24 protein-coding genes, 1 pseudogene and 1 riboswitch are annotated in these 24,550 nt (G+C 68.9%); of the genes and pseudogenes, 8 read left to right on the forward strand and 17 right to left on the reverse strand.

All coding sequences use genetic code 11. From position 1 onward, the window contains the following. Positions 1-113: 113 nt before the first annotated feature. The 6 genes from ABZ382_RS35155 to ABZ382_RS35180 form a co-directional block, all read right to left on the reverse strand. Complete coding sequence (locus ABZ382_RS35155) at positions 114-1,376, reverse strand: acyl-CoA dehydrogenase family protein (RefSeq protein WP_357098211.1); 1,263 nt, start codon at positions 1,374-1,376, stop codon at positions 114-116. 18 nt (positions 1,377-1,394) lie between these two features. Beyond that, complete coding sequence (locus ABZ382_RS35160; RefSeq protein WP_357098214.1) at positions 1,395-2,273, reverse strand: SDR family oxidoreductase; 879 nt, start codon at positions 2,271-2,273, stop codon at positions 1,395-1,397. A 21-nt stretch (positions 2,274-2,294) separates the two neighbouring features. Then, entirely contained in the window at positions 2,295-3,158 is an 864-nt protein-coding gene (locus ABZ382_RS35165) for a MaoC/PaaZ C-terminal domain-containing protein (RefSeq protein WP_357098217.1), read from the reverse strand. 1 nt (position 3,159) lies between these two features. After that, positions 3,160-3,597: an SRPBCC family protein gene (locus tag ABZ382_RS35170; protein ID WP_357098220.1), complete on the reverse strand. Its 438-nt coding sequence runs from the start codon at positions 3,595-3,597 to the stop codon at positions 3,160-3,162. Positions 3,598-3,626: 29 nt separating this feature from the next. Beyond that, positions 3,627-4,832 (reverse strand): lipid-transfer protein, encoded by a 1,206-nt coding sequence (locus ABZ382_RS35175; protein WP_357098223.1) that lies wholly within the window; start codon positions 4,830-4,832, stop codon positions 3,627-3,629. Between the two features lie 206 nt (positions 4,833-5,038). Further along, entirely contained in the window at positions 5,039-5,686 is a 648-nt protein-coding gene (locus tag ABZ382_RS35180) for a TetR/AcrR family transcriptional regulator (protein ID WP_357098226.1), read from the reverse strand. Positions 5,687-5,928: 242 nt separating this feature from the next. Between ABZ382_RS35180 and crcB (ABZ382_RS35185) the strand changes: the two genes are divergently transcribed. Both crcB (ABZ382_RS35185) and crcB (ABZ382_RS35190) read left to right on the forward strand, forming a co-directional pair. Further along, complete coding sequence (crcB, locus tag ABZ382_RS35185; RefSeq protein WP_357098229.1) at positions 5,929-6,426, forward strand: fluoride efflux transporter CrcB; 498 nt, start codon at positions 5,929-5,931, stop codon at positions 6,424-6,426. Continuing rightward, positions 6,423-6,782 carry a fluoride efflux transporter CrcB gene (gene crcB, locus ABZ382_RS35190; protein WP_357098232.1) on the forward strand — a complete coding sequence of 120 codons (360 nt, stop codon included), beginning with the start codon at positions 6,423-6,425 and terminating at the stop codon, positions 6,780-6,782. The genes crcB (ABZ382_RS35185) and crcB (ABZ382_RS35190) overlap by 4 nt, the downstream gene beginning before the upstream one ends. A gap of 38 nt (positions 6,783-6,820) precedes the next feature. Here the strand turns inward: crcB (ABZ382_RS35190) and ABZ382_RS35195 are convergent, their stop codons facing one another. From ABZ382_RS35195 to ABZ382_RS35215, 5 genes are all read right to left on the reverse strand, one after another. Then, positions 6,821-7,057, reverse strand: coding sequence for a hypothetical protein (locus ABZ382_RS35195; protein ID WP_357098235.1), 237 nt, complete (start codon positions 7,055-7,057; stop codon positions 6,821-6,823). A 200-nt stretch (positions 7,058-7,257) separates the two neighbouring features. After that, positions 7,258-7,695: an ester cyclase gene (locus ABZ382_RS35200; RefSeq protein WP_357098238.1), complete on the reverse strand. Its 438-nt coding sequence runs from the start codon at positions 7,693-7,695 to the stop codon at positions 7,258-7,260. A 108-nt stretch (positions 7,696-7,803) separates the two neighbouring features. Continuing rightward, positions 7,804-8,946, reverse strand: coding sequence for an MFS transporter (locus ABZ382_RS35205; protein WP_357098366.1), 1,143 nt, complete (start codon positions 8,944-8,946; stop codon positions 7,804-7,806). A gap of 367 nt (positions 8,947-9,313) precedes the next feature. After that, positions 9,314-10,531: an NADP-dependent isocitrate dehydrogenase gene (locus ABZ382_RS35210; RefSeq protein WP_213557881.1), complete on the reverse strand. Its 1,218-nt coding sequence runs from the start codon at positions 10,529-10,531 to the stop codon at positions 9,314-9,316. Positions 10,532-10,887: 356 nt separating this feature from the next. Continuing rightward, positions 10,888-12,384 (reverse strand): MFS transporter, encoded by a 1,497-nt coding sequence (locus ABZ382_RS35215; RefSeq protein ID WP_357098242.1) that lies wholly within the window; start codon positions 12,382-12,384, stop codon positions 10,888-10,890. A 137-nt stretch (positions 12,385-12,521) separates the two neighbouring features. On the opposite strand from ABZ382_RS35215, the gene ABZ382_RS35220 reads away from it, so the two are divergent. From ABZ382_RS35220 to ABZ382_RS35235, 4 genes are all read left to right on the forward strand, one after another. Continuing rightward, positions 12,522-13,259 (forward strand): TetR family transcriptional regulator, encoded by a 738-nt coding sequence (locus ABZ382_RS35220; protein WP_357098245.1) that lies wholly within the window; start codon positions 12,522-12,524, stop codon positions 13,257-13,259. Between the two features lie 33 nt (positions 13,260-13,292). After that, a riboswitch (SAM riboswitch) is annotated at positions 13,293-13,404 on the forward strand. Between the two features lie 96 nt (positions 13,405-13,500). Next, on the forward strand, positions 13,501-14,850 hold the full coding sequence (locus ABZ382_RS35225) for a bifunctional o-acetylhomoserine/o-acetylserine sulfhydrylase (RefSeq protein ID WP_357098248.1): 1,350 nt from the start codon (positions 13,501-13,503) through the stop codon (positions 14,848-14,850). Between the two features lie 8 nt (positions 14,851-14,858). Further along, positions 14,859-16,010 (forward strand): homoserine O-acetyltransferase, encoded by a 1,152-nt coding sequence (locus ABZ382_RS35230; protein WP_357098369.1) that lies wholly within the window; start codon positions 14,859-14,861, stop codon positions 16,008-16,010. Positions 16,011-16,268: 258 nt separating this feature from the next. After that, positions 16,269-16,430: a hypothetical protein gene (locus ABZ382_RS35235; RefSeq protein WP_357098251.1), complete on the forward strand. Its 162-nt coding sequence runs from the start codon at positions 16,269-16,271 to the stop codon at positions 16,428-16,430. Positions 16,431-16,546: 116 nt separating this feature from the next. Here ABZ382_RS35235 and ABZ382_RS35240 read toward each other — a convergent pair whose 3' ends face one another. After that, positions 16,547-16,792, reverse strand: a complete 246-nt coding sequence (locus tag ABZ382_RS35240) for a DUF3017 domain-containing protein (RefSeq protein WP_357098372.1) — start codon at positions 16,790-16,792, stop codon at positions 16,547-16,549. Between the two features lie 110 nt (positions 16,793-16,902). On the opposite strand from ABZ382_RS35240, the gene ABZ382_RS35245 reads away from it, so the two are divergent. Then, entirely contained in the window at positions 16,903-17,367 is a 465-nt protein-coding gene (locus ABZ382_RS35245) for a tRNA (cytidine(34)-2'-O)-methyltransferase (protein ID WP_357098254.1), read from the forward strand. Here the strand turns inward: ABZ382_RS35245 and ABZ382_RS35250 are convergent, their stop codons facing one another. Both ABZ382_RS35250 and ABZ382_RS35255 read right to left on the reverse strand, forming a co-directional pair. Continuing rightward, entirely contained in the window at positions 17,368-17,595 is a 228-nt protein-coding gene (locus ABZ382_RS35250) for a DUF167 domain-containing protein (RefSeq protein WP_357098257.1), read from the reverse strand. It lies immediately after the preceding gene. Positions 17,596-17,636: 41 nt separating this feature from the next. Further along, positions 17,637-21,008, reverse strand: coding sequence for an error-prone DNA polymerase (locus ABZ382_RS35255; RefSeq protein ID WP_357098260.1), 3,372 nt, complete (start codon positions 21,006-21,008; stop codon positions 17,637-17,639). Between the two features lie 253 nt (positions 21,009-21,261). On the opposite strand from ABZ382_RS35255, the pseudogene ABZ382_RS35260 reads away from it, so the two are divergent. Continuing rightward, positions 21,262-22,185: pseudogene (locus ABZ382_RS35260) on the forward strand (SDR family NAD(P)-dependent oxidoreductase); the annotation flags it as partial. Positions 22,186-22,219: 34 nt separating this feature from the next. Here the strand turns inward: ABZ382_RS35260 and ABZ382_RS35265 are convergent. From ABZ382_RS35265 to ABZ382_RS35275, 3 genes are read right to left on the reverse strand one after another with little or no spacing between them, the layout of a single operon-like run. Continuing rightward, the gene (locus ABZ382_RS35265; protein ID WP_357098263.1) at positions 22,220-23,215 is read right to left on the reverse strand and encodes a sucrase ferredoxin; all 996 of its coding nucleotides are present in this window, start codon (positions 23,213-23,215) and stop codon (positions 22,220-22,222) included. A 13-nt stretch (positions 23,216-23,228) separates the two neighbouring features. Beyond that, the gene (locus tag ABZ382_RS35270; protein ID WP_357098266.1) at positions 23,229-23,789 is read right to left on the reverse strand and encodes a YdeI/OmpD-associated family protein; all 561 of its coding nucleotides are present in this window, start codon (positions 23,787-23,789) and stop codon (positions 23,229-23,231) included. Between the two features lie 24 nt (positions 23,790-23,813). Then, positions 23,814-24,542 carry an alpha/beta hydrolase gene (locus ABZ382_RS35275; RefSeq protein ID WP_357098375.1) on the reverse strand — a complete coding sequence of 243 codons (729 nt, stop codon included), beginning with the start codon at positions 24,540-24,542 and terminating at the stop codon, positions 23,814-23,816. Positions 24,543-24,550: the final 8 nt, after the last annotated feature.

The raw sequence follows: 24,550 nt of genomic DNA on the forward strand, positions 1-24,550 counted from the left end.
CCGCGCCCCCCCCCCCCGCGGCCCCGCCCGCCCCCCCGCCCCCTCCCCCACCCCCCCTCCCCCCCCCCGGCGCCCGCGCCGCCCCGGCCGGCCCCACCGCTCTCGTCCTGCGTTCACCGGCCGAGCAGGCCCTTGGCGACGTGGGTCACCTGGATCTCGTTGGAGCCGGCGTAGATCATCAGCGACTTGGCGTCCCGGGCCAGTTGTTCGACGTGGTATTCGGCCATGTAGCCATTGCCGCCGAATAGCTGGACCGCGTCCATGGCCACGTCGGTGGCGACCTCCGCGCAGTACAGCTTCATGGCCGACGCCTCGGCCAGGCTCGGAGGCTTGCCCGCGCGGTTGCGTTCCAGGGCCATGAAGACCATGTTCTGCACATTGATCCGCGCCACCTCCATCTTGGCCAGCTTGAGCTGCACCAGCTGGAAACGGCCGATCTCCTGCCCCCACAGCTTGCGGGTCTTCGCGTAATCCACACAGAGCCGGTGGCATTCGTTGACGATGCCCAGCGCCATGAAGGCCACGCCGATCCGCTCGGCGGTGAAACTGGACCGCGCGCTCTCGCGGCCGTCGCCGCCCTTGTGCTCCTCGGTCTCGCCGAGCAGCCGGTCCCGGCCCAACCGGACATTGTCGAAGAACAATTCGCCGGTGGGTGAGGCGTGCAGGCCCATCTTCTTGAACGGCTTGCCCTGGGTGAAGCCCTCCATGCCCTTGTCCAGCACGAAGGTCAGCACCCTGCGGTCCCGTTTGTCCGCGCCGTCGCCCTCGTCGAGTTTGGCGTAGACGACCACGGTGTCGGCGTAGGGGCCGTTGGTGATGAAGGTCTTCTGGCCGTTGAGAATGTAGTCCTCACCGTCGCGGCGGACGTAGGTCTTCATGCCGCCGAACGCATCGGACCCGGAGTCCGGCTCCGTGATCGCCCACGCCGCAACCTTTCTCATGGTCACCAGATCGGGCAGCCAGCGTTCCTTCTGCGCGAGGGTGCCGCGCGAGAGGATGGTGGTCGCGCCCAGGCCGATGCTCACGCCCATGGCGCTCACCAGCCCCATGCACACCCCGGACAGCTCGCTGACCAGCACCGCCATCATCGATTCCTGCCCGGAGAAGGGGCTGCCGTCGCCGGAGCGTTCCTTCTTCTCCGGCAGCGGCTCCCCGGCCGCCAGAGCTTCCTCCCGCTTGCGCTGCCGGGCCAGCAGTTTGGTGATCGCCTCCTCGCCGAGCGCGTCGATCCCGAACTCGCCGAACAGCTTCCGGATGATCGGGTACGGCAGCATCTCGCCGCTGTCGAGGGCGTCGAGATGCGGCCGCACCTCCTTGGTGATGAAGCCGCGCACCGCGTCGCGGATCAGCTCATCGGTCTCGGACCATTCGAACATCGTTGTCCGCCTTCCTGATCACGGCAGTCGCCCCGCGATATCGTCGATGGCCCACGGGCCCTCGGTCTCGATGGTCTTCACGTCGTGCCAGCCCGCCAGCTCCGAGATGGCGCCGCCCTGCACCGCGAACACCTTGCCGGTGATCGGGCACTTCTCGGTGGCCAGATACGCCACCAGCGGGGAGATATTGGCCGGGCTGAAGGCGTCGAACTCGCCCTCCTCCAGGCCCGCCTGCTGCGCCGCCATCATCTCGCCCATACCGGGGGTGGCCAGGGTGAGCCGGGTCCGGGCGATCGGCGCGATGGCGTTCACGCGCACGCCGTAGCGGGCCAGCTCGTCGGCCGCCACCAGGGTGAGCGCCGCGATCCCCGCCTTGGCCGCCCCGTAATTCGCCTGCCCCGCATTGGGAATCGTGGTGCCCGACGCGGAGGCGGTGTTGATGACCGCGGCCGCGGGCTGATTACCCGCCTTGGACTGTTCCTTCCAGTACCCGGCCGCGTGCCGCAGCACCGCCGCGTGCCCCTTGAGGTGCACGGCCAGCACCGAATCCCACTGCGACTCCTCCATTCCCGCGACGAAGGCGTCGCGCAGGATGCCCGCGTTGTTCACCACGACATCGAGCCGCCCGAACTCCGACACCGCCTGATCCACCAGGCTCTTCGCGCCCTGCCAGTCCGCCACGCTGTCGGTGTTGGCGATCGCACGCCCCCCTGCGGCGATGATCTCCTCGGCCACCTGCTGCGCCGGGCCGGCGTCGGCCCCCTCACCGGCATTGCTGCCGCCGAGGTCGTTCACCACGACCGCCGCGCCCTCCCGGGCGAACAACAGCGCGTGCTCACGGCCGATACCGCGCCCGGCACCGGTGATGATGGCAACCCGTCCCTCGAGTGCGCCCATGAATGTCTCCTCAGTTCTCGATCAGTCGGCGATCTCGGCGAGTCCGTCGCTCAGGACGGTGTCGTCGCCGCGCACGGTGCGAAAGGCGTAAGTGGTGATGCCGTCGGCGGAACCGACCTTCCAGATCCGCGTCTCCAGGTCGTCGTTCGGGAAGACCATCTTGGAGAACCGCACCGCGTACCGGCGCAGCTTCGCCACATCCGAACCCGCCACCTGCGACAGCACACCCCACGACGACATCGCCATGGTGCACAGGCCGTGCGCGATGATGCCGGGCAGACCGGCGTCCTTGGCCACCTGGTCATCCAGGTGCAGCGGCACCGGATCACCCGAAGCCGGTGCGTAGCGGTAGGTCTGGTCCGCGTCCACGTGCGCCGCGACCGTCGCCAGCGGCGGCCGCTCGGCCAGCTCGGCATCGAAGCGGTGCGCCGGAGCGGCCGCGCCGACCTGCCTGCCCGCGTCGACATTCCGGAAGAACGCGGTCAGATACTGCTCGTTGACCAGTTCCCCGGCATCGGAACGGGTTTCGATGTGGATGGTGATGGTGGACCCGTTGTCCTTGCCCTCGAAACCGATGGCGCGAGCCCGGGCGACCAGCCGATCGCCGGGCCGGATCGGGCGATGGAAGTGGAAGTCCTGCTCCCCGTGCACCACCCGCCCGAAGATGTTCATCGGAGCCACGTCGATGACCGGGGCCATCATGGCGTCGAACACCGGGACGATGGCGAAGACCGGCGGGGCCACATCGCCTTTCAGGTGCGCGGCGATGGGATCGTTGGTGGCGGCCGCGTATTCGGCGATGCACTCCCGGGTGACCTCGAAGGACTCCTCGTCGGACCAGGTGTTCAGCCCTGACTCATCGAATTCTACTGTCTCCGAAGCCATTTCAGGCCGCCGTCGCCAGCGCGTCGAGGGCGGTCAACGTCTTGTCCAGCTGGTTCAGGCCGTCCTTCTCGACCGCTTTGCCCAGCGCGCCCTTGATCAGCGCGCCCTCGAAGTCGCCGGCGACGGAGAACTTGCTGCCGCTGCCCTCGGGGGTGATGTCGAACGAGAACTGCACCTTCACCCCGGCCATGCCGGTGCCGCTGAGCACCAGCTTGTTCGGGGTCTCGACGCTCTCCACCACCCACTCGATCTTGTTGGCCATGCCGAGCATGAGGATCTTGGCGGTCAGCTTCGCGCCGGGCGCGAGCACGGCGGGCGGCTCTTCCATCCAGCGCTCGTGGATGGAGAACCACTTGTCCCAGGTCTGCGGATCCGAGACCACCGCCCACAGGGCATCCGGGGTCGCGCTGAGGTTCTTACCGGCTTCGATGTGTCCCATGATGTTTCGCTCCTCGTCGAGTCAGGTGATCAGCGCTCGGCGCGCTGGTAGGCGGTGACGACGGCCGCGCCGCCGAGCCCGATGTTGTGCTGCAGGGCGGCGGTCACGTTGTCGACCTGACGCTGGTCGGCGGTACCGCGCAGCTGCCAGGTGAGCTCGCTGCACTGCGCCAGACCGGTCGCGCCCAGCGGGTGCCCCTTGGAGATCAGGCCGCCGGACGGGTTCACCACCCACTTGCCGCCGTAGGTGGTCGCGCCGGAGTCGAGGAGATGACCGGCCTCGCCCTCCTTCGCCAGCCCCAGCGCCTCGTAGAGCAGCAGCTCATTGGCGGAGAAGCAGTCGTGCAGCTCGATGACCTGGAAGTCCTCGGGACCGAGACCGGCTTGCGCGTAGACCTTCTCGGCCGCCTGCACATTCATGTCGTAGCCGATGAGGTTCTTGGCGCTGCCGTCGAAGGTGGTGCCGAAGTCGGTGGTCATGGCCTGGCCGACGATCTCCACAGCCTGCCGCGACAGGTCGTGGCGGTCCACGAAGTCCTCGCTCGCCAGAATCACCGCGCCCGAACCGTCCGACGTCGGCGAGCACTGCAGCTTGGTGAGCGGGTCGTAGATCATTCGCGAGCCCAGGATGTCGTCGAGCGAATACTCGTCCTGGAACTGCGAATACGGGTTGTGCACCGAGTGCTTGTGGTTCTTGTAGCCGATCTTGGCGAAATGCTCGGCGGTGGTGCCGTACTTCGCCATGTGCTCACGCCCGGCCGCGCCGAACATCCACGGGGCCACCGGGAACAGCACCTCGGAGATCTCCGCCAGCGCCATGATGTGGCGCGCCATGGGCTGTTCGCGGTCGTCCCAGGTGGAACCGAGCGAGCCCGGTTGCATCTTCTCGAAGCCCAGCGCCAGCGTGCAGTCGGCCAGGCCGCCCCGAATCGCCTGCGCCGCAAGGTAGAGCGCGGTCGAACCGGTGGAACAGTTGTTGTTCACGTTCACAACTGGGACGCCGGTCATGCCCAGCTCGTAGACCGCGCGCTGACCGGAGGTGGACTCACCGTAGACGTAGCCGACGTAGGCCTGCTCGACCTCGCGGTAGTCGATTCCCGCGTCCGCGAGCGCCTTGGTGCCGGACTCCCGGGCCATGTCCGGGTAGTCCCAGGCACTGCCGTCCTCGTTCTTGCGCCGCCCCGGCTTCTCGAACTTCGTCATGCCGACGCCGACGACGTAGACCTTGTTCGTCATCGAACTCCTCACATAAGGGAACGAAAACAAACATACAAAGCTGTATGTAAGGCCGCAAGGGGGCCGCCAGATATTCGGTGCGGCATCCAAGATCGGCAGTTCGACGCGGTAACGATCGGCATACCGCCGATGCGGTAGCCGCACGCCCATCAACGCCGAGGGCCCCCACCGCACACCGCGATGGAGGCCCTCGACAGGGCGATCAGCTATTCGTCGGCGACCCGGAAATCGGGCATCAACGGCTCCGCCGCCACGCGCAGCTGCGCCGAGGCCCGCAGCCAGCGCCGGTGCGCCCGCTCGGGATCGGGGGAGATGAAGTTGGTGACCAGGATTCCGCGCAGCGTGTCCATGGCCGTGTAGGCGAAGTCGCGGACGTTCTTGCGGTCCAGCTCGTTCGGCACCAGCTGGGCCACCGCCATCAGCACCGCGTTGTTCACGAACGGCTCGACCTTCTCCATCTCCACCGCGAGCACCCGATCGGTGCGGCTGGCCACCCACAACTCGATGGCCGCGATGAACAGCGGGCCCTGATGCAGCTCCCACATGGCCTCGAGGGTCGCGGCGATCGGATCGTCCGTGCTGCGGACCCGCCCGATCTCCTTCATGGCCGCCTCGGTGCGGCGCTGCGCGAGATGACTGATCGCGGCGACGACCAGCTCACTCTTGGAACCGAAGTGATGCACCTGCGCACCCCGGGTGACACCCGCGCGCTCGGCCACCCGCGGCGTGGTGGTTCCGGCGTAGCCGTACTCGACCAGGCACTCGATGGTGGCGTCCAGCAATCGCGTGCGCGTCTCGGTGCTGCGTTGTTCCTGGGTGCGGCGCGGCGGCTTCGAGACGGCGGAGCTGGTCATGCCGGAAATCCTACACTTACATACACCCGTGTATGTTCGCGCTCGGTTCGCCGGCCGCCGGACGGCGTGGACGCGGTGACGTCACCCACTTCGGTTCCGCGTGACGACCCGAGCTGGTTACCCTGAGCGATGCGGCGGTGGGGCTCGCCGCTCCGGACACCGGAACAACCGCGGCGACACCGCCGACGACAGTCCCTACCCCACGAAAACACCGAACGTGTGCGCTGGAGTAGGAGACCCGTGTGACCCGAGAGCTGGACGCGACCGCCCAGGCGGCCGAACCCGTCGACCCCGACATCGATCTGCATCGACCCGAACAGCGGCAGGAACTGCCGCACTCCCAGGGCGCGATCCTGACCGTCATCTCGATCGGCGGCGCGATCGGCGCGCTCGCCCGCTACGGCCTCGCCCAGATCTGGCCGACTCCCGCGCACGGATTCCCGTGGGCCACCTTCGCCACGAATGTGCTGGGCTGCTTCCTGATCGGCGTGCTCATGGTGCTCGTCACCGAACTGCGCACCGCCCACCCGCTGGTGCGGCCGTTCCTCGGCGTCGGCATCCTCGGCGGGTTCACCACGTTCTCCACCTACGCCAACGAGACCCGCGCGCTGCTCGAACCCGGCACTGTCGCAACGGCATTCACCTATCTGGCGGCCACGCTGGTCTGCGCGCTCCTGGCCACCCTGCTCGCGGTGCGGCTCACCCGCGCGGCGGGCGGCTACCGGAAGGCGGCGGCATGACCGGGCTGCTGGTGATTCTCGGCGCGATGGTCGGCGCACCCGTGCGGTACCTCACCGACCGCGCCATCCAGACCCGCCACGACAGCGTGTTCCCCTGGGGCACCCTCACCGTCAATCTGGCGGGCTGCCTGATCCTGGGCGCGCTCACCGGCGCGGCCGCCTCCTCCCCCACCTTCGCCCTGCTCGGCACCGGCTTCTGCGGCGCGCTCACCACCTACAGCACCTTCGGCTACGAGACCGTCCGCCTCACCGAGGAACGGTCGTACCTGTTCGCCGCCCTCAATGTGACGGTCAGCCTGGTCGCCGGTCTGGGCGCGGCGCTGCTGGGCTTCACCACGGCACACGCCCTGGTCTGACCCGGCCGCTGCCGGGTCGTCCCAGAGCCGCCGGGCGCTCAGGTGTGCGAGTTGTACATGCAGGCGGAACAGGTCCAGCCCGCTTCGGTCATCGCACAGTCGGTGAGGCGGATGTAGGAGTTGCCGATCCGATCCCGGCACGCCGTGGCGCAGCCGTTGAGGTCCTGGCCACAACTGATGGCGTCGGCGGAGGCGATGGCGGGCACGGCGAGAGCGGGCACGATCAGCCCAGCTAGCAAACTCGCGGCGAGGACGGCGGTTCTGACTGCGCGCATGACGGGAAGTCCCTTCTCGGAAGAACGATGTCAGCTCAGCGAAACGCGTGCTACCGCTCCCTACTGGACACTCGAGCGGATTGCCAGCACTGTTTCAGCAAACAACATTCGCGCCGGTCACCGCAAGACCGGCGCGCACGTGATCGGGGCGGTGTGATCCGGCCCGCAGGCCGCACCACACCGCCCGGACAGCGGACGAATCAGGCCGTCGCCGACTGCGCCGCCGGAATGACACCGAGCTGCTGCAACATCCCGAGCGTGTCCCAGTTCGCCCAGCTCTCGCCGACCTTGCCGTCGGTCTGGAAGCGGGTGACGGTCATGCCCGCGATGACGACCGGCTTGCCGGTGGCGGGCATCCCCATCAGCGGGCCCTGGTTGGTGCCCGACGCCGTCCACCGGGTGAGGACGAAATCGCCTTCCGCGAACTGCTCGTTGACCAGCATTCTGGTATCGGGGAACGCGGCGAGGTACATCTCCGCCTGCCGCCTGAGCGCCGCGGGACCGTGCACCTCCGCGTGCGGATTCTGTGGATCGTGATCGATGGCGTCCGCCGCGATCACTTCATCGAAGACATCGAGATCCCTGTTGTTCCAGGCATCGAATATGCGCTTGGCCGTGGCTTTGTTCTGCTCTGACATGTCGTTCCCGTCCTTTCGTGCAGGAAACGTTCCACTGGTAATTCGGCGCCATATTCATGATCCACCCGCGACCTCAGAAGGCGAAGGGGCCGAACCGGAAATCCCCGGCTACCGGCGCTCCGGCCGGCGCGCGAGGGACACGGTCACCACGAAGACCAGCACGCCCAGCACCGCCAGCCCGGCGCCGACCACCGCCGGGGCGGTATAGCCCAGGCCCGCGGCGATCACCAGGCCGCCCAGCCACGCACCCGCGGCGTTCGCGATATTGAGGGCCGCGTGATTCAGTGCGGCGGCGAGGGTTTGCGCGTCGTGGGCGACATCCATCAGACGGGTCTGCAGGGCCGGAGCCAGCGCCGCGCCCGACGCGCCGACCAGGAACGCCCCGACCGCCGCCGTGTACGGATTGTGCGCCGCCGCAACATAACCCGCCAGAATCACCACCATCGCCAGCAGCGAGACGAACACCGCCCGATCCACGCCGCGGTCGGCCAGCACGCCGCCCGCGATATTGCCCGCCACCATGCCCAGCCCGAACAAGGCCAGCACCAGCGGCACCAGGCCGATCCGCACGCCGGCCACATCGGTGAGAGTGGTGGTGATGTAGGTGTAGACCGCGAACATGCCGCCGAAGCCGATCGCGCCGACCAGCAGGGTCAGCAACACCTGCGGACGCCGCAACGCGGTCAGTTCGGTCCGGGGATCGGTCATGCGAATGCCGTGCAGCTCGGGCACGAGCCGGGAGAGCGCGGCCACCGTCGCCAGACCGATCACGGCGACCACCGCGAAAGCGGCCCGCCAGCCGAGATTCTGGCCCAGCCAGGTCGCTGCGGGAACGCCGACGACATTGGCGGCGCTCAATCCCAGCATAACCGCGGCCACCGCCTTCGCCCGCTGCCCCACCGGGGCCAAGGACGCCGCCGCCAGCGAGGCCACCCCGAAATACGCGCCGTGCGGCAAACCCGAAACGAACCGCGCGAGAGTCAAGGTCGCGAACGTCGGTGCGACCACACTGGCCGCGTTGCCCAGCGTGAACGCCACCATCAAGGCCATCAACAGTCGTTTGCGCGGGACCCGCGCGCACAGCGCCGCGATCACCGGTGCGCCCACCACCACGCCCAGCGCGTACGCCGAAACGATGTGTCCCGCAGTCGGTTCCGACACCTTCATAGCGTCGGCGATATCGGGCAGCAGACCCATGGTCACGAACTCGGTTGTGCCGATGCCGAATCCGCCCGCGGCGAGCGCCAGCATGGCCGCCACGGGCCACCGTCGAGTCTCGCCGGAGACGACGGCCCCGCCCCCGGCGGGAGCGGTCCCGGCGGAAGCCGCGTCGGGCACGTCGGTCGCGGATACAGAGTTCGCCATGGAATTGCGCAACACCGTCCGCGGCGTCCCGCTTCCCCCTTCGCCCGTGAGTCCGCTCACCCCGCGGGCACCTCCCCCGGAAAACAGTTCGGGCACCCGCCCACCCACCGGTTCCGGTGGGGGCAGGTGCCCGTTGGGCGCGGTGGATGTTCTGGCCGGGACTGTGGTCCCGGCCGCCATCGTCACCGCTTCGCGCTGTTCACGTTCGCGCGGCTCTCCTCGGACGTCGGAACGTCCACCCGGAGTGGGGGTTTCAGCGAATCTCGCGAGCCAGGTTGGCGTCCAGCACGCCGAGGAACTCCTCGGTGGTCAGGTAGCCCTGGTCGCCGCCGACCAGCAGCGCGAGGTCCTTGGTCATCTGACCGGACTCGACCGTCTTGATGACGACGTCCTCGAGGGTCTGCGCGAAGCCGATGACCTCGGGGGTGTTGTCCAGCTTGCCGCGGTGGGCCAGGCCACGCGTCCACGCGAAGATCGAGGCGATCGGGTTGGTGGAGGTGGGCTTGCCCTGCTGGTGCTGACGGTAGTGACGGGTCACGGTGCCGTGCGCCGCCTCCGCCTCACAGGTGCGGCCGTCCGGGGTCAGCAGCACGGAGGTCATCAGACCCAGCGAGCCGAAGCCCTGCGCCACGGTGTCGGACTGCACGTCGCCGTCGTAGTTCTTGCAGGCCCAGACGTAGCCGCCCTCCCACTTGAGCGCGGAGGCGACCATGTCGTCGATCAGGCGGTGCTCGTAGGTGAGACCGGCCGCGGCGAACTCTTCCTTGAACTCGGTCTCGAACACCTCCTGGAAGGTGTCCTTGAACATGCCGTCGTAGGCCTTGAGGATGGTGTTCTTGGTCGACATGTACACCGGGTAGTTCTGCTGCAGGCCGTAGTTCAGCGAGGCCCGCGCGAAGTCCCGGATGGACTCCTGGAAGTTGTACATGCCCATGACCACGCCGCCGTCTTCCGGCATGCGCACGACCTCGTGCTGGATCGGCTCGGAGCCGTCCTCGGGCGTGAAGGTCAGGGTGACGGTGCCCGCCTGGTGCACCTTGAAATCGGTGGCGCGGTACTGGTCACCGAAGGCGTGACGGCCGATGATGATCGGCTTGGTCCAGCCCGGAACCAGACGCGGGACGTTCGAGATGATGATCGGGGCGCGGAAGATCGTGCCGCCCAGGATGTTGCGGATGGTGCCGTTCGGCGACCGCCACATCTTCTTGAGGCCGAATTCCTCGACTCGGGCCTCATCGGGGGTGATCGTCGCGCACTTGACGCCGACGCCATGCTTCTTGATGGCGTTCGCGGCGTCGATCGTGATCTGATCATCGGTCTTGTCGCGGGCTTCGATGCCGAGGTCGTAGTACTCGAGGTTCACGTCGAGATACGGATTGACCAGCTTGTCCTTGATGAACTGCCAGATGATCCGGGTCATCTCGTCGCCATCGAGTTCGACGACGGTCCCTTCAACCTTGATCTTGGACATGGATCTTCGTGTCCTCCTAGGAAGGTGGTGCTCCCATTGCACGGCCGGTGAGCACCGCTTGTAGCGGACCCCAGCTGTTCAACAGACAACGTATACGCATGACTCCTGGCACGGGACCTGTGGTGCCAAGTCCACGTACGCTGTGGCGTCAAGCAAGACAAGCGTACTGCTGCTATCGATCTCACCGCGCGGGCGGCCCCCACTGTGCGGGAATTGAGTGCGGTTACCGATAAGTAGCTTTTTGGGTGACTTACCGCACTTCCCAGCATGCGAAAAGCCGAGGGCCACGGCAACCCCCATTCCCGCCGAACAGGAACGCGGGTCGCCGTGACCCTCGGATATATCTTCTTCGCCGGTCACACGCCCACGTGGACGGCGTGCTCGTCGCCCTCGAGCAGGTTCTGCGGCTTGTCCCGGACCATGAACGCCGCGATCGGAACACACAGCGCGAAGAAGACCGCGCCGATCAGGAACGCCACGTTGTAGGAGTGGATCGAGGCCCGCTCCATCACGTGGTCGACGGTCACGTTGTTGCGCACGTACCGTTCGGCCACCTGCACCGAGATGGTGGTCAGCAGCGCGGTGCCGATGGAACCACCCACCTGCTGGGCGGCGTTCAGCAGTGCGCTGGCCACGCCCGAGTCCTCGGCGTCGACCTGGTGCAGCGCGGTGGTCTGCATGGACACGAACAGGAAGCCCATGCCGAGCGCGATCAGGATCATGGCGGGCAGCAGGGCGACGGCGTAGCTGTCGCCGTACTCCAGCCGCGACAGCCACACCAGGCCCGCCGCGCCCAGCACCGAACCCGCCAGCATCAACGGCCGCGGCCCGATCCTGGGCAGCACCGTCGAGGCGATACCCGCCGACACCACGATGCCCGCCGGGAACGGCAGGAACGCCACACCCGTCTTCAGCGCCGAGTAGTGCTCCACGATCTGTAGGTAGAAGCTCAGGTTCAGGAACATGGCGAACATGGCGATCGGCACCAGCAGCGCGATGAGATACGACCCGCCGCGGTTGATCTCACCCGGAATACGCAGCGGCAGCAGCGGATTCGCGGTCCGGGCCTCGATGGCCACGAATGCCGCCAGCAGCGCCACACCCACCACGAACAGGGCCAGCGTGGTGGAGGCGGTCCAGCCGTCGGAGGCCGCGCGGCTGAAGCCGTACACGATCGAGATCAGGCCGAGGGTGACCGTAACCGCGCCGGGCAGGTCGTAGCCGCCGGTTCGGGGTGCGGGCACGTCCTTGACCACGAAGGCGAACGCGCCGACCAGGGCCAGCAGTGCGACCGGGGTGTTCACCAGCAGCGACCAGCGCCAGTTCGCGTATTCGACGAGCGCGCCACCGGCGATCAGGCCGAGCGCGGCGCCCGCCGCCGACACACCGGCGAACACGCCGAAGGCCCGGGCCCGTTCCTTGGCCTCGGTGAACGTCACCGACACCAGCGACAGCGCCGCCGGGGCCAGCAGCGCGCCGAACGCGCCCTGCAGCGCGCGGCCCGCGAAGAGTTCGGCCTGGTTCTGGGCGAGTCCGGCCAGCGCGGAGGCCGCGGCGAAGCCGATCAGGCCGACCATGAGGATCCGCCGACGGCCCAGGTAGTCGGCGAGGCGGCCGCCGAGCAGCAGCAGGCCGCCGAAGATGAGGGTGTACGCGGTGAAGATCCACTGCTTGTCACCGTCGCTGATGTGCAGATCCTGCTGCGCGAACGGCATGGCGATGGTGACGATCGTGGCGTCCAGGACCACCATCAGCTGCGCCATGGCGATCACGCCCAGCGCCCACCAACGCCTGGAATCTTTTGCGGGACTTGCTTTTTCGTCTATACCGAGAGCGTCCGTCGCTACGGTCATGAGCCTCTCCTCTGGAGTTCGAAGGCACCTTTCACCATAGTGACCCCCACCGACAATTGGCGTCAAGGGAAAAATGTCGCAGCGCGACAGTTGTCATACTGGGACAGGAAAACGCATCAAGGACCTACGATGGAGGCATGTCGGAGTTGTCAAGTCACATCGGTGTGATCTCGCGTCACCGCCCCGGCCTGCGTGAGCGCAAGAAGCAGCAGACCCGGAACCGGATCATCGACGTCGCCCTGCGGTTGTGCGACGAACAGGGATTCGACGCCACCACCGTCGAGCAGATAGCCGATGCCGCCGACGTCTCCCCGCGCACCGTGAACCGGTACTTCGACAGCAAGGAAGCCATCGTCATCGCCCCCATCGAGGGGTGGGGACAGGCCCTCGCCGACCAGCTGCGCGCCCAGCCCGTCACCGGCGACGAGATGGAAGCGCTGCTCGGCGCGTTCCTGGCGGTCGTGGACCAGATCATCGACTCCGACGCGCCCGTGCCCTTCCGCTGGTTCCAGCAGATGCAGCGCATCACCCGCGACAGCGTCGCCGTCCGCGCGCTCAGCATGGAATCGGCCGACACCAAGACCCGGGCCATGTCCGAGGTGCTGGCCGAACGCCTGGGACTGCCCGAGGACCACCTGACCGTGCGGCTCATCGCCACCACCTGGCACGGCATCGTGCGGGTCGGCATGGAATGCGAGTTCGAGGACAGCGACGAGTTCCCGGACTGCACCACCGTCACCACCGCCCGCATGCTCGCCGACAGCGTCCAGACGGCATTCGACGAATTCCGGCGGGTCTGTTGTGGTGCGACAACGCCATTTCCCCCCGCAAACGGGGGAAATGCCGCCGAGAATGCGACAAACCCCACTGCGTAGATCGGGCCGGACGGCCGCTAGAATCCCGCATTAGGTCAAGAGCATCAGCGTTAAGGCCCCGGCTTGCTGATCGGCAACCCTCCAGCTGCGGTGGGGTGCTCCGGGTGCAGACCGGGCGTTCGAGGGCCGAACGCAAGCGCAACTAGGAGGTCTACCGAAATGTGTTGTTGTCGAAGCCCATTCGCTTCTCGATAACGTCAAACTTCCGCCATTCGGCGACCTTGTTTTTGGAGCAGAACACATGAGTGACTCGACCGCGCCCGCGGCCGTCCCCGCTGACGGCACCCTGGATCCGGCCAACTGGTCCTTCGAGACCAAGCAGATTCACGCCGGCCAGGCTCCCGATTCCGCCACCGGAGCCCGCGCCCTGCCCATCTACCAGACCACGTCCTACGCGTTCCGCGACACCGACCACGCCGCCGCGCTGTTCGGACTCGCCGAGCCGGGCAATATCTACACCCGCATCATGAACCCCACCCAGGACGCGGTGGAACAGCGCATCGCCGCCCTCGAAGGCGGTGTGGCCGCACTGCTGCTGGCCTCCGGGCAGGCCGCGGAGACCTACGCGATCCTGAATCTCGCCGAGGCCGGGGACCACATCGTGGCCAGCCCGCACCTGTACGGCGGCACCTACAACCTGCTGCACTACTCGCTGCCCAAGCTGGGCATCCAGGTCAGCTTCGTCGAGGACCCGGACGATCTCGAGCAGTGGCGCGCGGCGGTGCGGCCCAACACCAAGGCGTTCTACGGCGAGACCGTCGCCAACCCGAGCAGCTCGGTCCTCGACATTCCGGGCATCGCCGAGGTCGCGCACGCCGCCGGGGTGCCGCTCATCGTCGACAACACCGTCGCCACCCCGTACCTGATCCAGCCGCTGGCGCTGGGCGCGGACATCGTGGTGCACTCGGCCACCAAGTACCTGGGCGGACACGGTTCGGCGGTCGCCGGCGTGATCGTCGACGGCGGCTCCTTCGACTGGACGGTGCGGAACGAGGCGGGCGAATCCCGCTTCCCCGGCTTCACCACCCCCGACCCGAGCTACCACGGCGCGGTCTTCGCCGACCTCGGCGCTCCGGCCTTCGCGCTCAAGGCCCGCGTGCAGCTGCTGCGCGACCTGGGCGCGGCGGTGTCGCCGTTCAACGCGTTCCTCATCGCGCAGGGTCTCGAGACGCTGAGTCTGCGCATCGAGCGGCACGTGGCCAACGCGCAGGCGGTGGCCGAGTTCCTCGCCGGGCAGCCCGGCGTCGAGAAGGTCTACTACGCCGGACTTCCCACCTCGCCCTGGTTCGAGCGGGGCAAACAGCTGGCGCCGAAGGGCGTGGGCGCCATCGTCTCCTTCGAGCTGGCCGGCGGGGTCGACGCGGGCAAGAAGTTCGTGGAGGCGCTGGTGCTCCACAGCCATGTCGCTAACATCGGGGATGTGCGCTCGCTCGTCATCCACCCGGCATCCACCACGCATTCCCAGCTGACCCCGGCCGAGCAGCTGGCTTCCGGCGTCACGCCTGGTCTGGTGCGGTTGGCCGTGGGCATCGAGGGCATCGCCGACATCCTGGCGGATCTGCGTGCCGGACTGACGGCGGCGGCAAGTTGACCGTGAACATCGAATCGCGAGCGTCCCGGCACGCGGCGGAGCTGTTGCTGCCGCCGCCCGACGGGACACTCGGGAGCATCGCCATCGGCGATGTGGAACTCGAGAGCGGGGCCGTGGTCCCCGACGCGACGCTGGCCGTCCAGCGGTGGGGCGAACTATCGGCGAATGCGGACAACGTGGTGCTCGTGGAGCACGCGCTGACCGGCGACTCGCATGTGGTGGGCCCCGCCGACGTGCACCACAACCAGGCCGGCTGGTGGGACGGCATCGTCGGCCCCGGCGCGCCCGTGGACACCCGCGAATGGTGCGTCATCGCCACCAATGTGCTCGGCGGCTGCAAGGGCAGCACCGGCCCGGCCTCGCTGGCCCCGGACGGGAAGCCGTGGGGCACCCGGTTTCCCGCGCTGTCCATCCGCGACCAGGTGACCGCCGAGGCCAAGCTGTTCGACCTGCTCGGCATCGACCGCCTGGCCGCCGTGATCGGCGGCTCGATGGGCGGCATGCGGGTGCTGGAGTGGATGATCGGCCGGCCCGAACGGGTCGGCGCGGCCCTGGTGCTGGCGGTCGGCGCGCGCGCCACCGCCGACCAGATCGGCACCCAGACCACCCAGATCGCCGCCATCAAGGCCGATCCGGACTGGCAGGGCGGCGACTACCACGGCACCGGGCGCGCGCCCATGACCGGCATGGGCATCGCCCGCCGCATCGCGCACCTGACCTACCGCACCGAGGGCGAGCTCGACCACCGCTTCGAGAACCACGGCCAGGGCGACGAGGATCCGCGCGCGGGCGGCCGCTACGCGGTGCAGAGCTACCTGGAGTACCAGGCGGACAAGCTGATCGCGCGTTTCGATCCGGCCACCTACGTGCTGCTCACCGAGGCCATGAACCGCTACGACGTGGGTCGCGGCCGCGGCGGCGTCGCGGCGGCGCTGGCCTCGACGCCGGTGCCGTGCGTGATCGGCGGGGTGGACTCGGACCGGCTCTACCCGCTGCGCACCCAGCAGGAGCTGGCCGATCTGCTGCCCGGTTCCAAGGGGCTCGAGGTCATCCACTCCAAGGACGGGCACGACGGGTTCCTGACCGAGACCGAGGCGGTCGGCAAACTCATGCTGGAGACCATGGAACTGGCCCGCGCCCAGCGCGTGTCGGGTCACTGAGCCGACGCTGCCCGAACGGCGGCGCCACCGCTGCCTTCGCGCCGGTGTCGCCGCTGCCCGAATGGGGTGTCGCCGCTGCCCGAATGCCGTATGTCCGCTGCCCGGCCGCTGCCACAGCCGACGGCACGTTACGCGACGTATCGCGCCTGTTTCCAGCGAATTGTCCTGACGCGCTTTCGGTTTCGCGCGCATGACGCCTCCGTAACCGGTGCTCCGGAATACGTGTGCCGCGGGCATTTCAGCCGTAATGTATTCGGCATGACCGCCGCATTCGATGACATGGATCTCCGCGATCTCGTCGATCTGCTCTCCGATGACGAGCAGCGAGAACTTCGCCCGGCCATACTCCGTGTCCTACACAGACTCCCGGACCAGGAAGTGCTGCGGCGTGAACTCGGCCGCCGCATGACCTCGGTCTAGCTATCCCCCAGCGCCGCCGGTTCGCCCCGGCGGCAGAAAATCTCGCTCATCTTTTCCAGCGCCGCGACTCCGGTCGCGGCCCCGGCCCCGCGACCCGCGAGGCCCCCCGGCTCCGGCTACGTGACGCCGAGACTGCTGATGGTCGCCGCCAGCACGATGATCGCGACACCCAGCACGGTCAGCCAGACCACATCGAAACCCTTGCTGCGCACCGCGAGCAGACCCACCCGATCGGTGGGCAGCGTCAGCCGCAACGCCGCCGCGAGCAGCGTCGCGCCGCCGAAGAAGAACGTTCCGCGCCGCCAGCGATCCCAGGCCAGGAAGACCACGGCCACCACCAGCACCGCGCCCACCAGCAGCATGGGCAGATTCTCGCGGGCGAACTCCCCCGCACGACTGCTGCGACTCTGGGGTGCGGCATGGGCTGGACTCACCGCACGAGCTTAACCGCCGCTCTGCAATGCTGGATCCCGTGTTCCATCTCGTGTTCTTCGAACCCCGCATCCCGCCCAATACCGGCAACGCCATCCGATTGGCCGCCGGCACCGGCTGCGCACTGCACCTGATCGAACCGCTCGGCTTCGACCTATCCGAGCCGAAGCTACGCCGGGCCGGGTTGGACTACCACGACCTGGCCGTCGTCACCGTGCACGAGAGTCTCGCCGCCGCATGGGAGGCCATCGCCCCCGAACGGGTCTTCGCCTTCACCGCCGCCGCGACCACCCGCAACACCGATATCACCTACCGCGACGGCGATGTCCTGCTCTTCGGCCCCGAACCCACCGGCCTCCCCGAGGAGGTGCTCGCCGATCCGCGCGTCACCGACCAGCTCCGCATCCCCATGCTCCCCGGCCGCCGCTCCATGAACCTCTCCAACGCCGCCGCGGTCGCGGTGTACGAGGCCTGGCGGCAGATGGGATTCCCGGGCGCGGTCTGACTAGTCGTCGACCTCGAAACGTTTGAAGCGGGAGGTCGCGCCACCGGTGAGGCGGACCGCGGACTTGGGGACGCCGAAGTGGGCGGCCAGCAGTTCGATGGCGGCCTTGTTCGCCTTGCCCTCCACCGCGGGGGCACGGACGTACAGCTGCAGCGCGCCGTCGTCGAGGATCTCGACGAGCGGGCCCTTCTTGCTGCCGGGTTTGATGGTCGCCCGGACCACTGTCACGCCGCTCTCCTTCCCGCTCCCGCGAGCGATTCTCCCGGGTCTCAGCGGAAGTCGCGGGAGCGGCCCTCGATGCGCAGGTCCATGCGTTGCAGATGGTCGGCGACGATGGTGACCGCGCCCTCCGCGTTCTGCACCCGTCCGCGGATGAGCAGGGCGGGGGCGGTGGTGGCCAGGCGGCGGTAGCGGGCCCACAGGCCGACCGAGCAGACCACGTTCACCATGCCGGTCTCGTCCTCCAGATTGAGGAAGGTGACACCGCCCGCGGTGGCCGGGCGCTGCCGGTGGGTGACCGCGCCGCCGACCAGCACCCGGGTTCCGTCGCGGATGTCGAGGAGCCGGTCGGCGGGGACGACGCCGAGCGCGTCGAGCCGTTCGCGCAGGAATTCGGTCGGGTAGCTGCCGGGCGAGACCCCGGTGGCCCACACGTCGGCGGCGGCCAGTTCCAGTGCGCTCATACCGGGCAGGGCGGGGGCCGCGGTGGCCGCGCCGGTGCCGGGCAGCCGGTCGGACCGTTCCCCCGCGGCCGCGCCCGCCGCCCACAGCGCCTCGCGGCGGGTGCCGCCGAGACTGTCCAGCGCGCCCGCGGTGGCCAGCGACTCGGCTTGCGGCACGGTCAGTTCCACGCGTCCGGTGAGATCCAGGAACGAGGTGTAGGGCCCGAGTTCCCGGGCGGCCACGATCTGCTCGGCCAACTCGGTCCCGATGTGCCGGACCGCGGCCAGCCCCAGCCGGATCGCCATCCCCTTCGCCTCCAGGGTCGCCTCGGCCAGGCTGTGGTTGATGTCGGGCCCGTGCACCGTCACCCCGTGCCGCCGCGCGTCGGCGACCAGCGACTGCGGCGAATAGAACCCCATCGGCTGGGCGCGCAGCAGCCCGGCGCAGAAGGCCGCCGGATGATGCAGTTTGAACCACGCCGAATAGAACACCAGCGAGGCGAAACTCTGCGAATGACTTTCCGGGAAACCGAAATTCGCGAAGGCGTACACCTTCTCGTAAATGCGGTCGGCCACTTCCCCGGTGATGCCGTGCAGGTCGCGCATGCCCTGATAGAAGCGGGCCCGCAGCCGCTCCATCTTCTGTGTGGAGCGTTTGGATCCCATGGCGCGGCGCAGCTCATCGGCTTCGGCGGGCGTGAATCCGGCGACGTCCACGGCCATCTGCATGAGCTGTTCCTGGAACAGCGGCACACCGAGGGTGCGCGCCAGCGCGTTCTCCAGTGACGGATGGTCGTAGTCGGGTCTCTCCCGCCCGTTGCGGCGGCGAATGTAGGGGTGCACCGATCCGCCCTGGATCGGCCCGGGTCGGATCAGCGCCACCTCCACCACCAGGTCGTAGAAGTTGCGCGGCCGCAATCGCGGCAGGGTCGCCATCTGGGCGCGCGACTCCACCTGGAACACGCCGACCGAGTCGGCGCGGCACAGCATGTCGTAGACGGCGTCCTCGCCCAGGTCCAGCCGGTGCAGTTCGACGGTCTGGCCCTTGTGCTCGGCCACCAGGTCGATCATGTAGTGCAGCGCCGACAGCATGCCGAGTCCGAGCAGATCGAACTTGACCAGCCCGGCGGACGCGCAGTCGTCCTTGTCCCATTGCAGAACACTGCGATTCGCCATGCGCGCCCATTCGGTCGGGCACACGTCGGCGATGGGCCGGTCGCAGATCACCATGCCGCCGGAGTGGATGCCCAGATGCCGGGGCAGCCCCTCCAATTCCCCGGCCAGCGCGAGCACGTCGCCCGGGATGTCGGTGTGCTGTTCCCCCGCGACCCCGGTCCACCGGCTCACCTGTTTGCTCCAGGCGTCCTGCTGCCCGGTCGAGAAGCCCAGGGCGCGTGCGGCATCGCGCACCGCGGAGCGCCCCCGATAGGTGATCACATTGGCCACCTGCGCCGCGTACTCGCGCCCGTATTTGGCGTAGACGTGTTGAATGGCCTCCTCGCGCCGATCCGATTCGATGTCGACGTCGATATCGGGCGGCCCGTCCCGCTCCGGCGACAGGAACCGTTCGAACAACAACTTGTTGGCGACCGGATCCACATTGGTGATGCCGATGGCGTAGCAGACCGCCGAATTCGCCGCCGAACCCCGGCCCTGGCACAGGATGTCGTTGTCGCGGCAGAAGCTGACGATGTCGTGCACGACCAGGAAGTAGCCCGGGAAGTTCAGGGTGGCGATGACGTTCAGCTCGTGTTCGAGCTGCCGGTAGGCGGGCGCGTTCCCGGCGCGCGGACCGTAGCGGCGGGCCGCGCCCGCGAAGGTGAGCTCCCGCAGCCACGAGTTCTCGTCGTGCCCGTCGGGCACGTCGAAGGGCGGCAGTTGCGGCGCGATCAGCCGCAGGTCGAACGCGCAGTCCCGACCCAGCGCAACGGCATTGGGCACGGCCCGCGGGCAGGCCGCGAACAGTCGCGCCATCTCGTCGCCGGAGCGCAGGTGCGCGCCGCCGGTGGGGGCCAGCCAGCCCGCCATGTCGTCGAGGCTGGAGCGGGCCCGCACCGCGGCCAGCGCCATGGCCCGGCGGCGGTGCGGCGGGGCCGCGAAATGCGCTCCGGTGGTGGCGATCACGGGCAGCCCGGCCCGGTCGGCGAGGGCGAGCAGCCGGGCATTGCGCTCGTCGTCCTCGGGGATGCCGTGGTGGGTGAGTTCCACGCTCACGTGGTCGCGGCCGAAGCGGGCGATCAGGTCGCGCAGCGCCGCCTCGGCCGCCGCGTCGCCCTGCTGCAGGGCTTGTCGCACAGTGCCTTTCCGGCAGCCGGTGAGGATGTGCCAGTGCCCGCCCGCGGCCTCGGTGAGCCGGTCCAGGTCGTAGCGCAGGATGCCCTTCTCCCCCGCCGCCATGTGCGCGGCGGCCATCTCCCGCGACAGCCGCCGGTAGCCCTCCTGCCCGCGTGCCAGCACCAGCAGATGTGGTCCGGCGGGGTCGGGGGTGCCGGTGCGGGGTTCGGAATTCAGTGCGTCCGCGTCGTTTTCGCGGCCGCGCCGCCGGGAGCCCGGGCCGCGTCCGCGCGGCGCGAGATGCGCTCCGGCGCGGGCGGCGGTGCCGATGGACAGTTCGGCGCCGAAGATGGTCGGCATCCGCCATTCCCGGGCCGCCTCGGCGAACCGGACCACCCCGTAGAACCCGTCGTGGTCGGTGAGCGCGAGGGCTTCCAGCCCGAGCCGCACCGCCTCCTCCACCAGTTCCTCGGGCTGGCTGGCCCCGTCGAGGAAGCTGTAGGCGGAGTGGGTGTGCAGTTCGGCGTAGGGCACCGTGGACCGGGCGGCCCGCTCGATGTCCCCGGCCTCGTACTTCTCGCGTTTCCGCGACCAGGCCGGGCTGTCGCCGCCGTCGCCCTCGACCTGTTTGCGCGTGGGATCGGGTCGCCCGGACAGCACCCGTTCCAGCTCCGCCCATGTCGGCGGGCCGTTGCCCCATCCCATCGGCCCACCTCCTCCGCAATCCGACCGGTCTCGAGTATCGAACATACATTCGAAACCGATCGGTCTCTACGGCGGCACGCCAGATGACCGTGGCGCGGTAACTTACTTTGGAGTAAGTTCGAGGCAATTCCACCTGCAAGGGAGCAGAAATATGGCATCGCGAAGCGATTCGAGTAGGGGTGGCGGCGGAGCGACCGGGCCCGACACCTCGGCCGACAACGGCTACCTGGCCCGTCGGCGCGCCCGCCGCGATCTGACCGGCAAGCACGTCGTGATCACCGGCGCGTCCTCCGGCATCGGCCGGGCGGCCGCCCTCGCCGCCGCGCAGAAGGGCGCGCTCGTCATCCTGCTGGCCCGCCGCGCCGAAGAACTGTCCACCGTGGTGGACGAGATCACCGCCGCGGGCGGCGCCGCCTTCGCCTACCCGTGCGACGTCACCGACCAGGACTCCGTCGACCGGACCATCGAGACCGTGCTCGCCGCCCACGGCCACGTCGACATGCTGGTCAACAACGCGGGCCGCTCCATCCGCCGGGCCGTGCACCGCTCCACCGACCGCATGCACGACTTCGAACGCACCATGGCCGTCAACTACTTCGGCGCGGTCCGCATGACCCTGGGCCTGCTGCCCGGCATGCGCGAACGCAAGGACGGCCACATCGTCAATATCTCCAGCGCCGGCGTGCAGGTCGCCACCCCGCGTTTCGCCGCCTACCTGGCCAGCAAGGCCGCCCTCGACAAGTTCGCCGAGGTGACCGCCGCCGAGATGCGCTCCAGCAACATCACTTTCACCACCATTCACATGCCGCTGGTCCGCACCCCCATGATCACCCCCAGCGGCGATCAGGGCACCGGCACCCAGTCCCCGGAATGGGCCGCCGCTCTCATCGTCCGGGCCCTCACCGAACGGCCCCGCCGCATCGACGTCCCGCTCGGCACCCTCGCCGAATACGGCAACCTGGTGGCCCCCGGCATCAAGGAGCGGGTCCTGCACCGGTACTACCGCGCCATCCCCGACTCCCCCGCCGCCAAGGGCGAGACCGTGTCCGAGCCGGAGACCACCGACGTGGAAATCATCGTCCCGCAACGCCATCGGCGCACCGTGCCCCCGGCCGTCCGCGCCACCGGCACCGCCCTGCGCCGCGCCGCCCGCCTGGTCCCGGGCACGCACTGGTAATCGATCGCGCGGCCTGGGCGGGAACCGTTGCCGCTCAGGCGAGTTGCCGGAGACTGTCCAGCACCACCGCGGTGGCGGGTTTGGGCGCCGCGCCGCAACTGGCCTGCCGCGGCGAGTAGGCGGCGGTGCGGGCGGTGACCAGCCAGCGGCGGCCGTCCCGATGCGTCACCACGGCCGCACCCGCGAACGTGGCCGGATCGGTCGGGTTTCCGATATCGGCCGGGGCGGCCGCGACGATGAGGTCGTCGATACCGGCCGTCGGGTCGACATCGCCGGACACGACGGTCCGGCCGGTGCTGTCGTCGGTCGAGGTGACCCGGGTGAACGTAGCGTCGGCGATACGCTGGCGGACCGCTATTTCCGCCACCTGCTCGACCGGGCCGTAGCAGCTGCGGCCGCGCAGGCCGGTGAGCGAGACCTCGCCCTTGTCGGCGGCGGCGAGCATGGCGTGCGCCGAATCCTCGTCCAGGCGGCCGTAAGTGAGACCCGTGGGCAGCACGATGACCGCCGGGGCGAAGCGGTGGCCGCCGGTGTGGGAGCACTCCCACACCCGTTCGGGGTGGGCGGCGGACAGACTCGCGGCGATGGGGCGCCCCAGCAGCGCGCAGCACTGGTCGCGCTTGCCGTGCGCGCAGACCAGGACCAGCGGATCCGTCACGGCCGCACCGATTCCCGGCGCGGGCCCGTCGACCAGATGCAGATCGATGTCCAGCAGTTCCCGCAGGTCGGTGATCTCGAGCCGTTCGCACCACGACCCCTCGGGCCGCGAACTGGCGAGCAGAACCGTTCGGACGCCGGTGAATTCCCGCCGCCCCGCCCGCCGGATCAGGGTGGGCCGCACGTGCGCCGCCTTGGTGCGGGCGGCCAGTTCGGGGGTGATGTCGGGTCCGAGCACCTGGTCGCCGATCACGTCGCGCCCCCACGCCCCGGGCTGTTCGACGCACAGCCAGCCGGTGATGCGGGTCGCGCTCCCGGGTAGGGGAACCTCCAGTGCCGCAGCCGAACACGACAATCCTTCGAACCCCGTCACAGCCGTCCCTCGGTCACAGTGGTTTCCCGTCGATCAGTTTCGCGATCACCTGCTCCAGCCGCCGCTGCCGAGCCTCGGGCCGCACCGCGCTGCCCAGGTGGTAGCCGACCGCGATCCGCGATGGCATGGGCAGGGTCTCGAAGAACACGGCGGCCTCCGGGTGCCGGGCCAGGGCGTCCAGGAAGTCCTGCGGCAGGTCGTGCCCGACGGCGTTGTCCCAGCGCCCGTCCGCCTTGGCCCGGTCGATCTCGTCCTGCCCGGCCGGATGCACGATCCCGGCCTCGATCAGTTCGCCCGCCAGCCCCACATCGCGCTGCGACCACCGGCTGCGCGGGCGGCGCGGGGTGAATCCCATGACGAGGAAATCGTCGTCGAGTTTCCTGGCCTGCCCGTCGATCCAGCCGAAGCACAGGGCCTGTCGCAGCGCGCCGTCATGGTCGAGTGAGGCGTAGGCCGAGCCCTTCTTCGCGAACTTCAGCCAAATGCCGTCCACCGCCGCGTGATTGGCCGACAGCCAGTCCCGGAACGCGGACTCGTCGGGAAACCACAGCGTGGGTCGCTCGGATGCGGACACCGTTCAACTCTAGATACCGGCAGCTCAGTGCCCCAGGAAGGGGAGCACTTCGGCCTCGAAGGCGGGGTAGCGGTCGCGGTGGATGCTGTGCCCGCAGTCGAAGGCGCGGACGGTGCAGTCGGCGAGGCCGGCGCGCAGCTGCTCGAGCTTGTCGGGGTCGACCATGCCGCCGGGGCCGCCGCGCAGGAACAGGGTGGGGGCGGTGATGTCGGACAGCCCGTCCCACCATTCGGGGTAGGGCTTGCGGAACTGTTCGAGCGCGTCGCCGGTCATGGATCGGTCGAAGGCCAGTACCGCGCGCGGGTGCCGCAGCAGGCTGGTGGTGGCGTGCCACAGTTCGGGGATCGACGGCAGCCTGCGGGTGAAGCTCACCTGTTCGTCGCCGGAGCGCAGCGGCAGCGGCTGTTCCTCGATCACCAAGCGCCGGACCAGTTCCGGGCGTTGCATGGCCACCCAGGAGATGGCGTAGCCGCCGAGGGAATGCCCGACCAGGTCGACGGTGTCGAGCCCGATCCGGTCGCACAGCGCGAGGATGTCGGAGCCGAATTCCTCGAATCGGTAGGAAGCGGTGTGCGCGCTGCGCCCGTGCCCGCGCAGGTCCGGAATGATGACCCGGCGGCCGCGGCGCACCAGCTGGGTCGCGAACCGGTCCCAGGTGTGCCCGTCGCCGCCCATGCCGTGCACGAGGACCACCGGCGTGTCGCTGTAGAGATGGCCGCCCGTGGCGCCGGAATCGCGATAGGCGATCGACACGTCATCGA

The organism is Nocardia sp. NPDC005825, assembly GCF_040630175.1.
GTDB lineage: Bacteria > Actinomycetota > Actinomycetes > Mycobacteriales > Mycobacteriaceae > Nocardia.

Excerpts from the sequence above, each read along its gene's own strand:
- ABZ382_RS35255 (WP_357098260.1), bottom strand. The coding sequence starts at position 21,008 with ATGGGATGGGGCAACGGCCCGCCGACATGGGCGGAGCTGGAACGGGTG.
- ABZ382_RS35200 (WP_357098238.1), bottom strand. The coding sequence starts at position 7,695 with ATGTCAGAGCAGAACAAAGCCACGGCCAAGCGCATATTCGATGCCTGG.
- ABZ382_RS35215 (WP_357098242.1), bottom strand. The coding sequence starts at position 12,384 with ATGACCGTAGCGACGGACGCTCTCGGTATAGACGAAAAAGCAAGTCCC.
- ABZ382_RS35175 (WP_357098223.1), bottom strand. The coding sequence starts at position 4,832 with ATGACGAACAAGGTCTACGTCGTCGGCGTCGGCATGACGAAGTTCGAG.
- ABZ382_RS35170 (WP_357098220.1), bottom strand. The coding sequence starts at position 3,597 with ATGGGACACATCGAAGCCGGTAAGAACCTCAGCGCGACCCCGGATGCC.
- ABZ382_RS35205 (WP_357098366.1), bottom strand. The coding sequence starts at position 8,946 with ATGCTGGCGCTCGCCGCGGGCGGATTCGGCATCGGCACAACCGAGTTC.
- ABZ382_RS35235 (WP_357098251.1), top strand. The coding sequence starts at position 16,269 with ATGACCGCCGCATTCGATGACATGGATCTCCGCGATCTCGTCGATCTG.
- ABZ382_RS35180 (WP_357098226.1), bottom strand. The coding sequence starts at position 5,686 with ATGACCAGCTCCGCCGTCTCGAAGCCGCCGCGCCGCACCCAGGAACAA.
- ABZ382_RS35155 (WP_357098211.1), bottom strand. The coding sequence starts at position 1,376 with ATGTTCGAATGGTCCGAGACCGATGAGCTGATCCGCGACGCGGTGCGC.
- ABZ382_RS35240 (WP_357098372.1), bottom strand. The coding sequence starts at position 16,792 with ATGCTGCTGGTGGGCGCGGTGCTGGTGGTGGCCGTGGTCTTCCTGGCC.
- crcB (WP_357098232.1), top strand. The coding sequence starts at position 6,423 with ATGACCGGGCTGCTGGTGATTCTCGGCGCGATGGTCGGCGCACCCGTG.
- ABZ382_RS35195 (WP_357098235.1), bottom strand. The coding sequence starts at position 7,057 with ATGCGCGCAGTCAGAACCGCCGTCCTCGCCGCGAGTTTGCTAGCTGGG.
- ABZ382_RS35165 (WP_357098217.1), bottom strand. The coding sequence starts at position 3,158 with ATGGCTTCGGAGACAGTAGAATTCGATGAGTCAGGGCTGAACACCTGG.
- ABZ382_RS35220 (WP_357098245.1), top strand. The coding sequence starts at position 12,522 with ATGTCGGAGTTGTCAAGTCACATCGGTGTGATCTCGCGTCACCGCCCC.
- ABZ382_RS35160 (WP_357098214.1), bottom strand. The coding sequence starts at position 2,273 with ATGGGCGCACTCGAGGGACGGGTTGCCATCATCACCGGTGCCGGGCGC.
- ABZ382_RS35225 (WP_357098248.1), top strand. The coding sequence starts at position 13,501 with ATGAGTGACTCGACCGCGCCCGCGGCCGTCCCCGCTGACGGCACCCTG.
- ABZ382_RS35210 (WP_213557881.1), bottom strand. The coding sequence starts at position 10,531 with ATGTCCAAGATCAAGGTTGAAGGGACCGTCGTCGAACTCGATGGCGAC.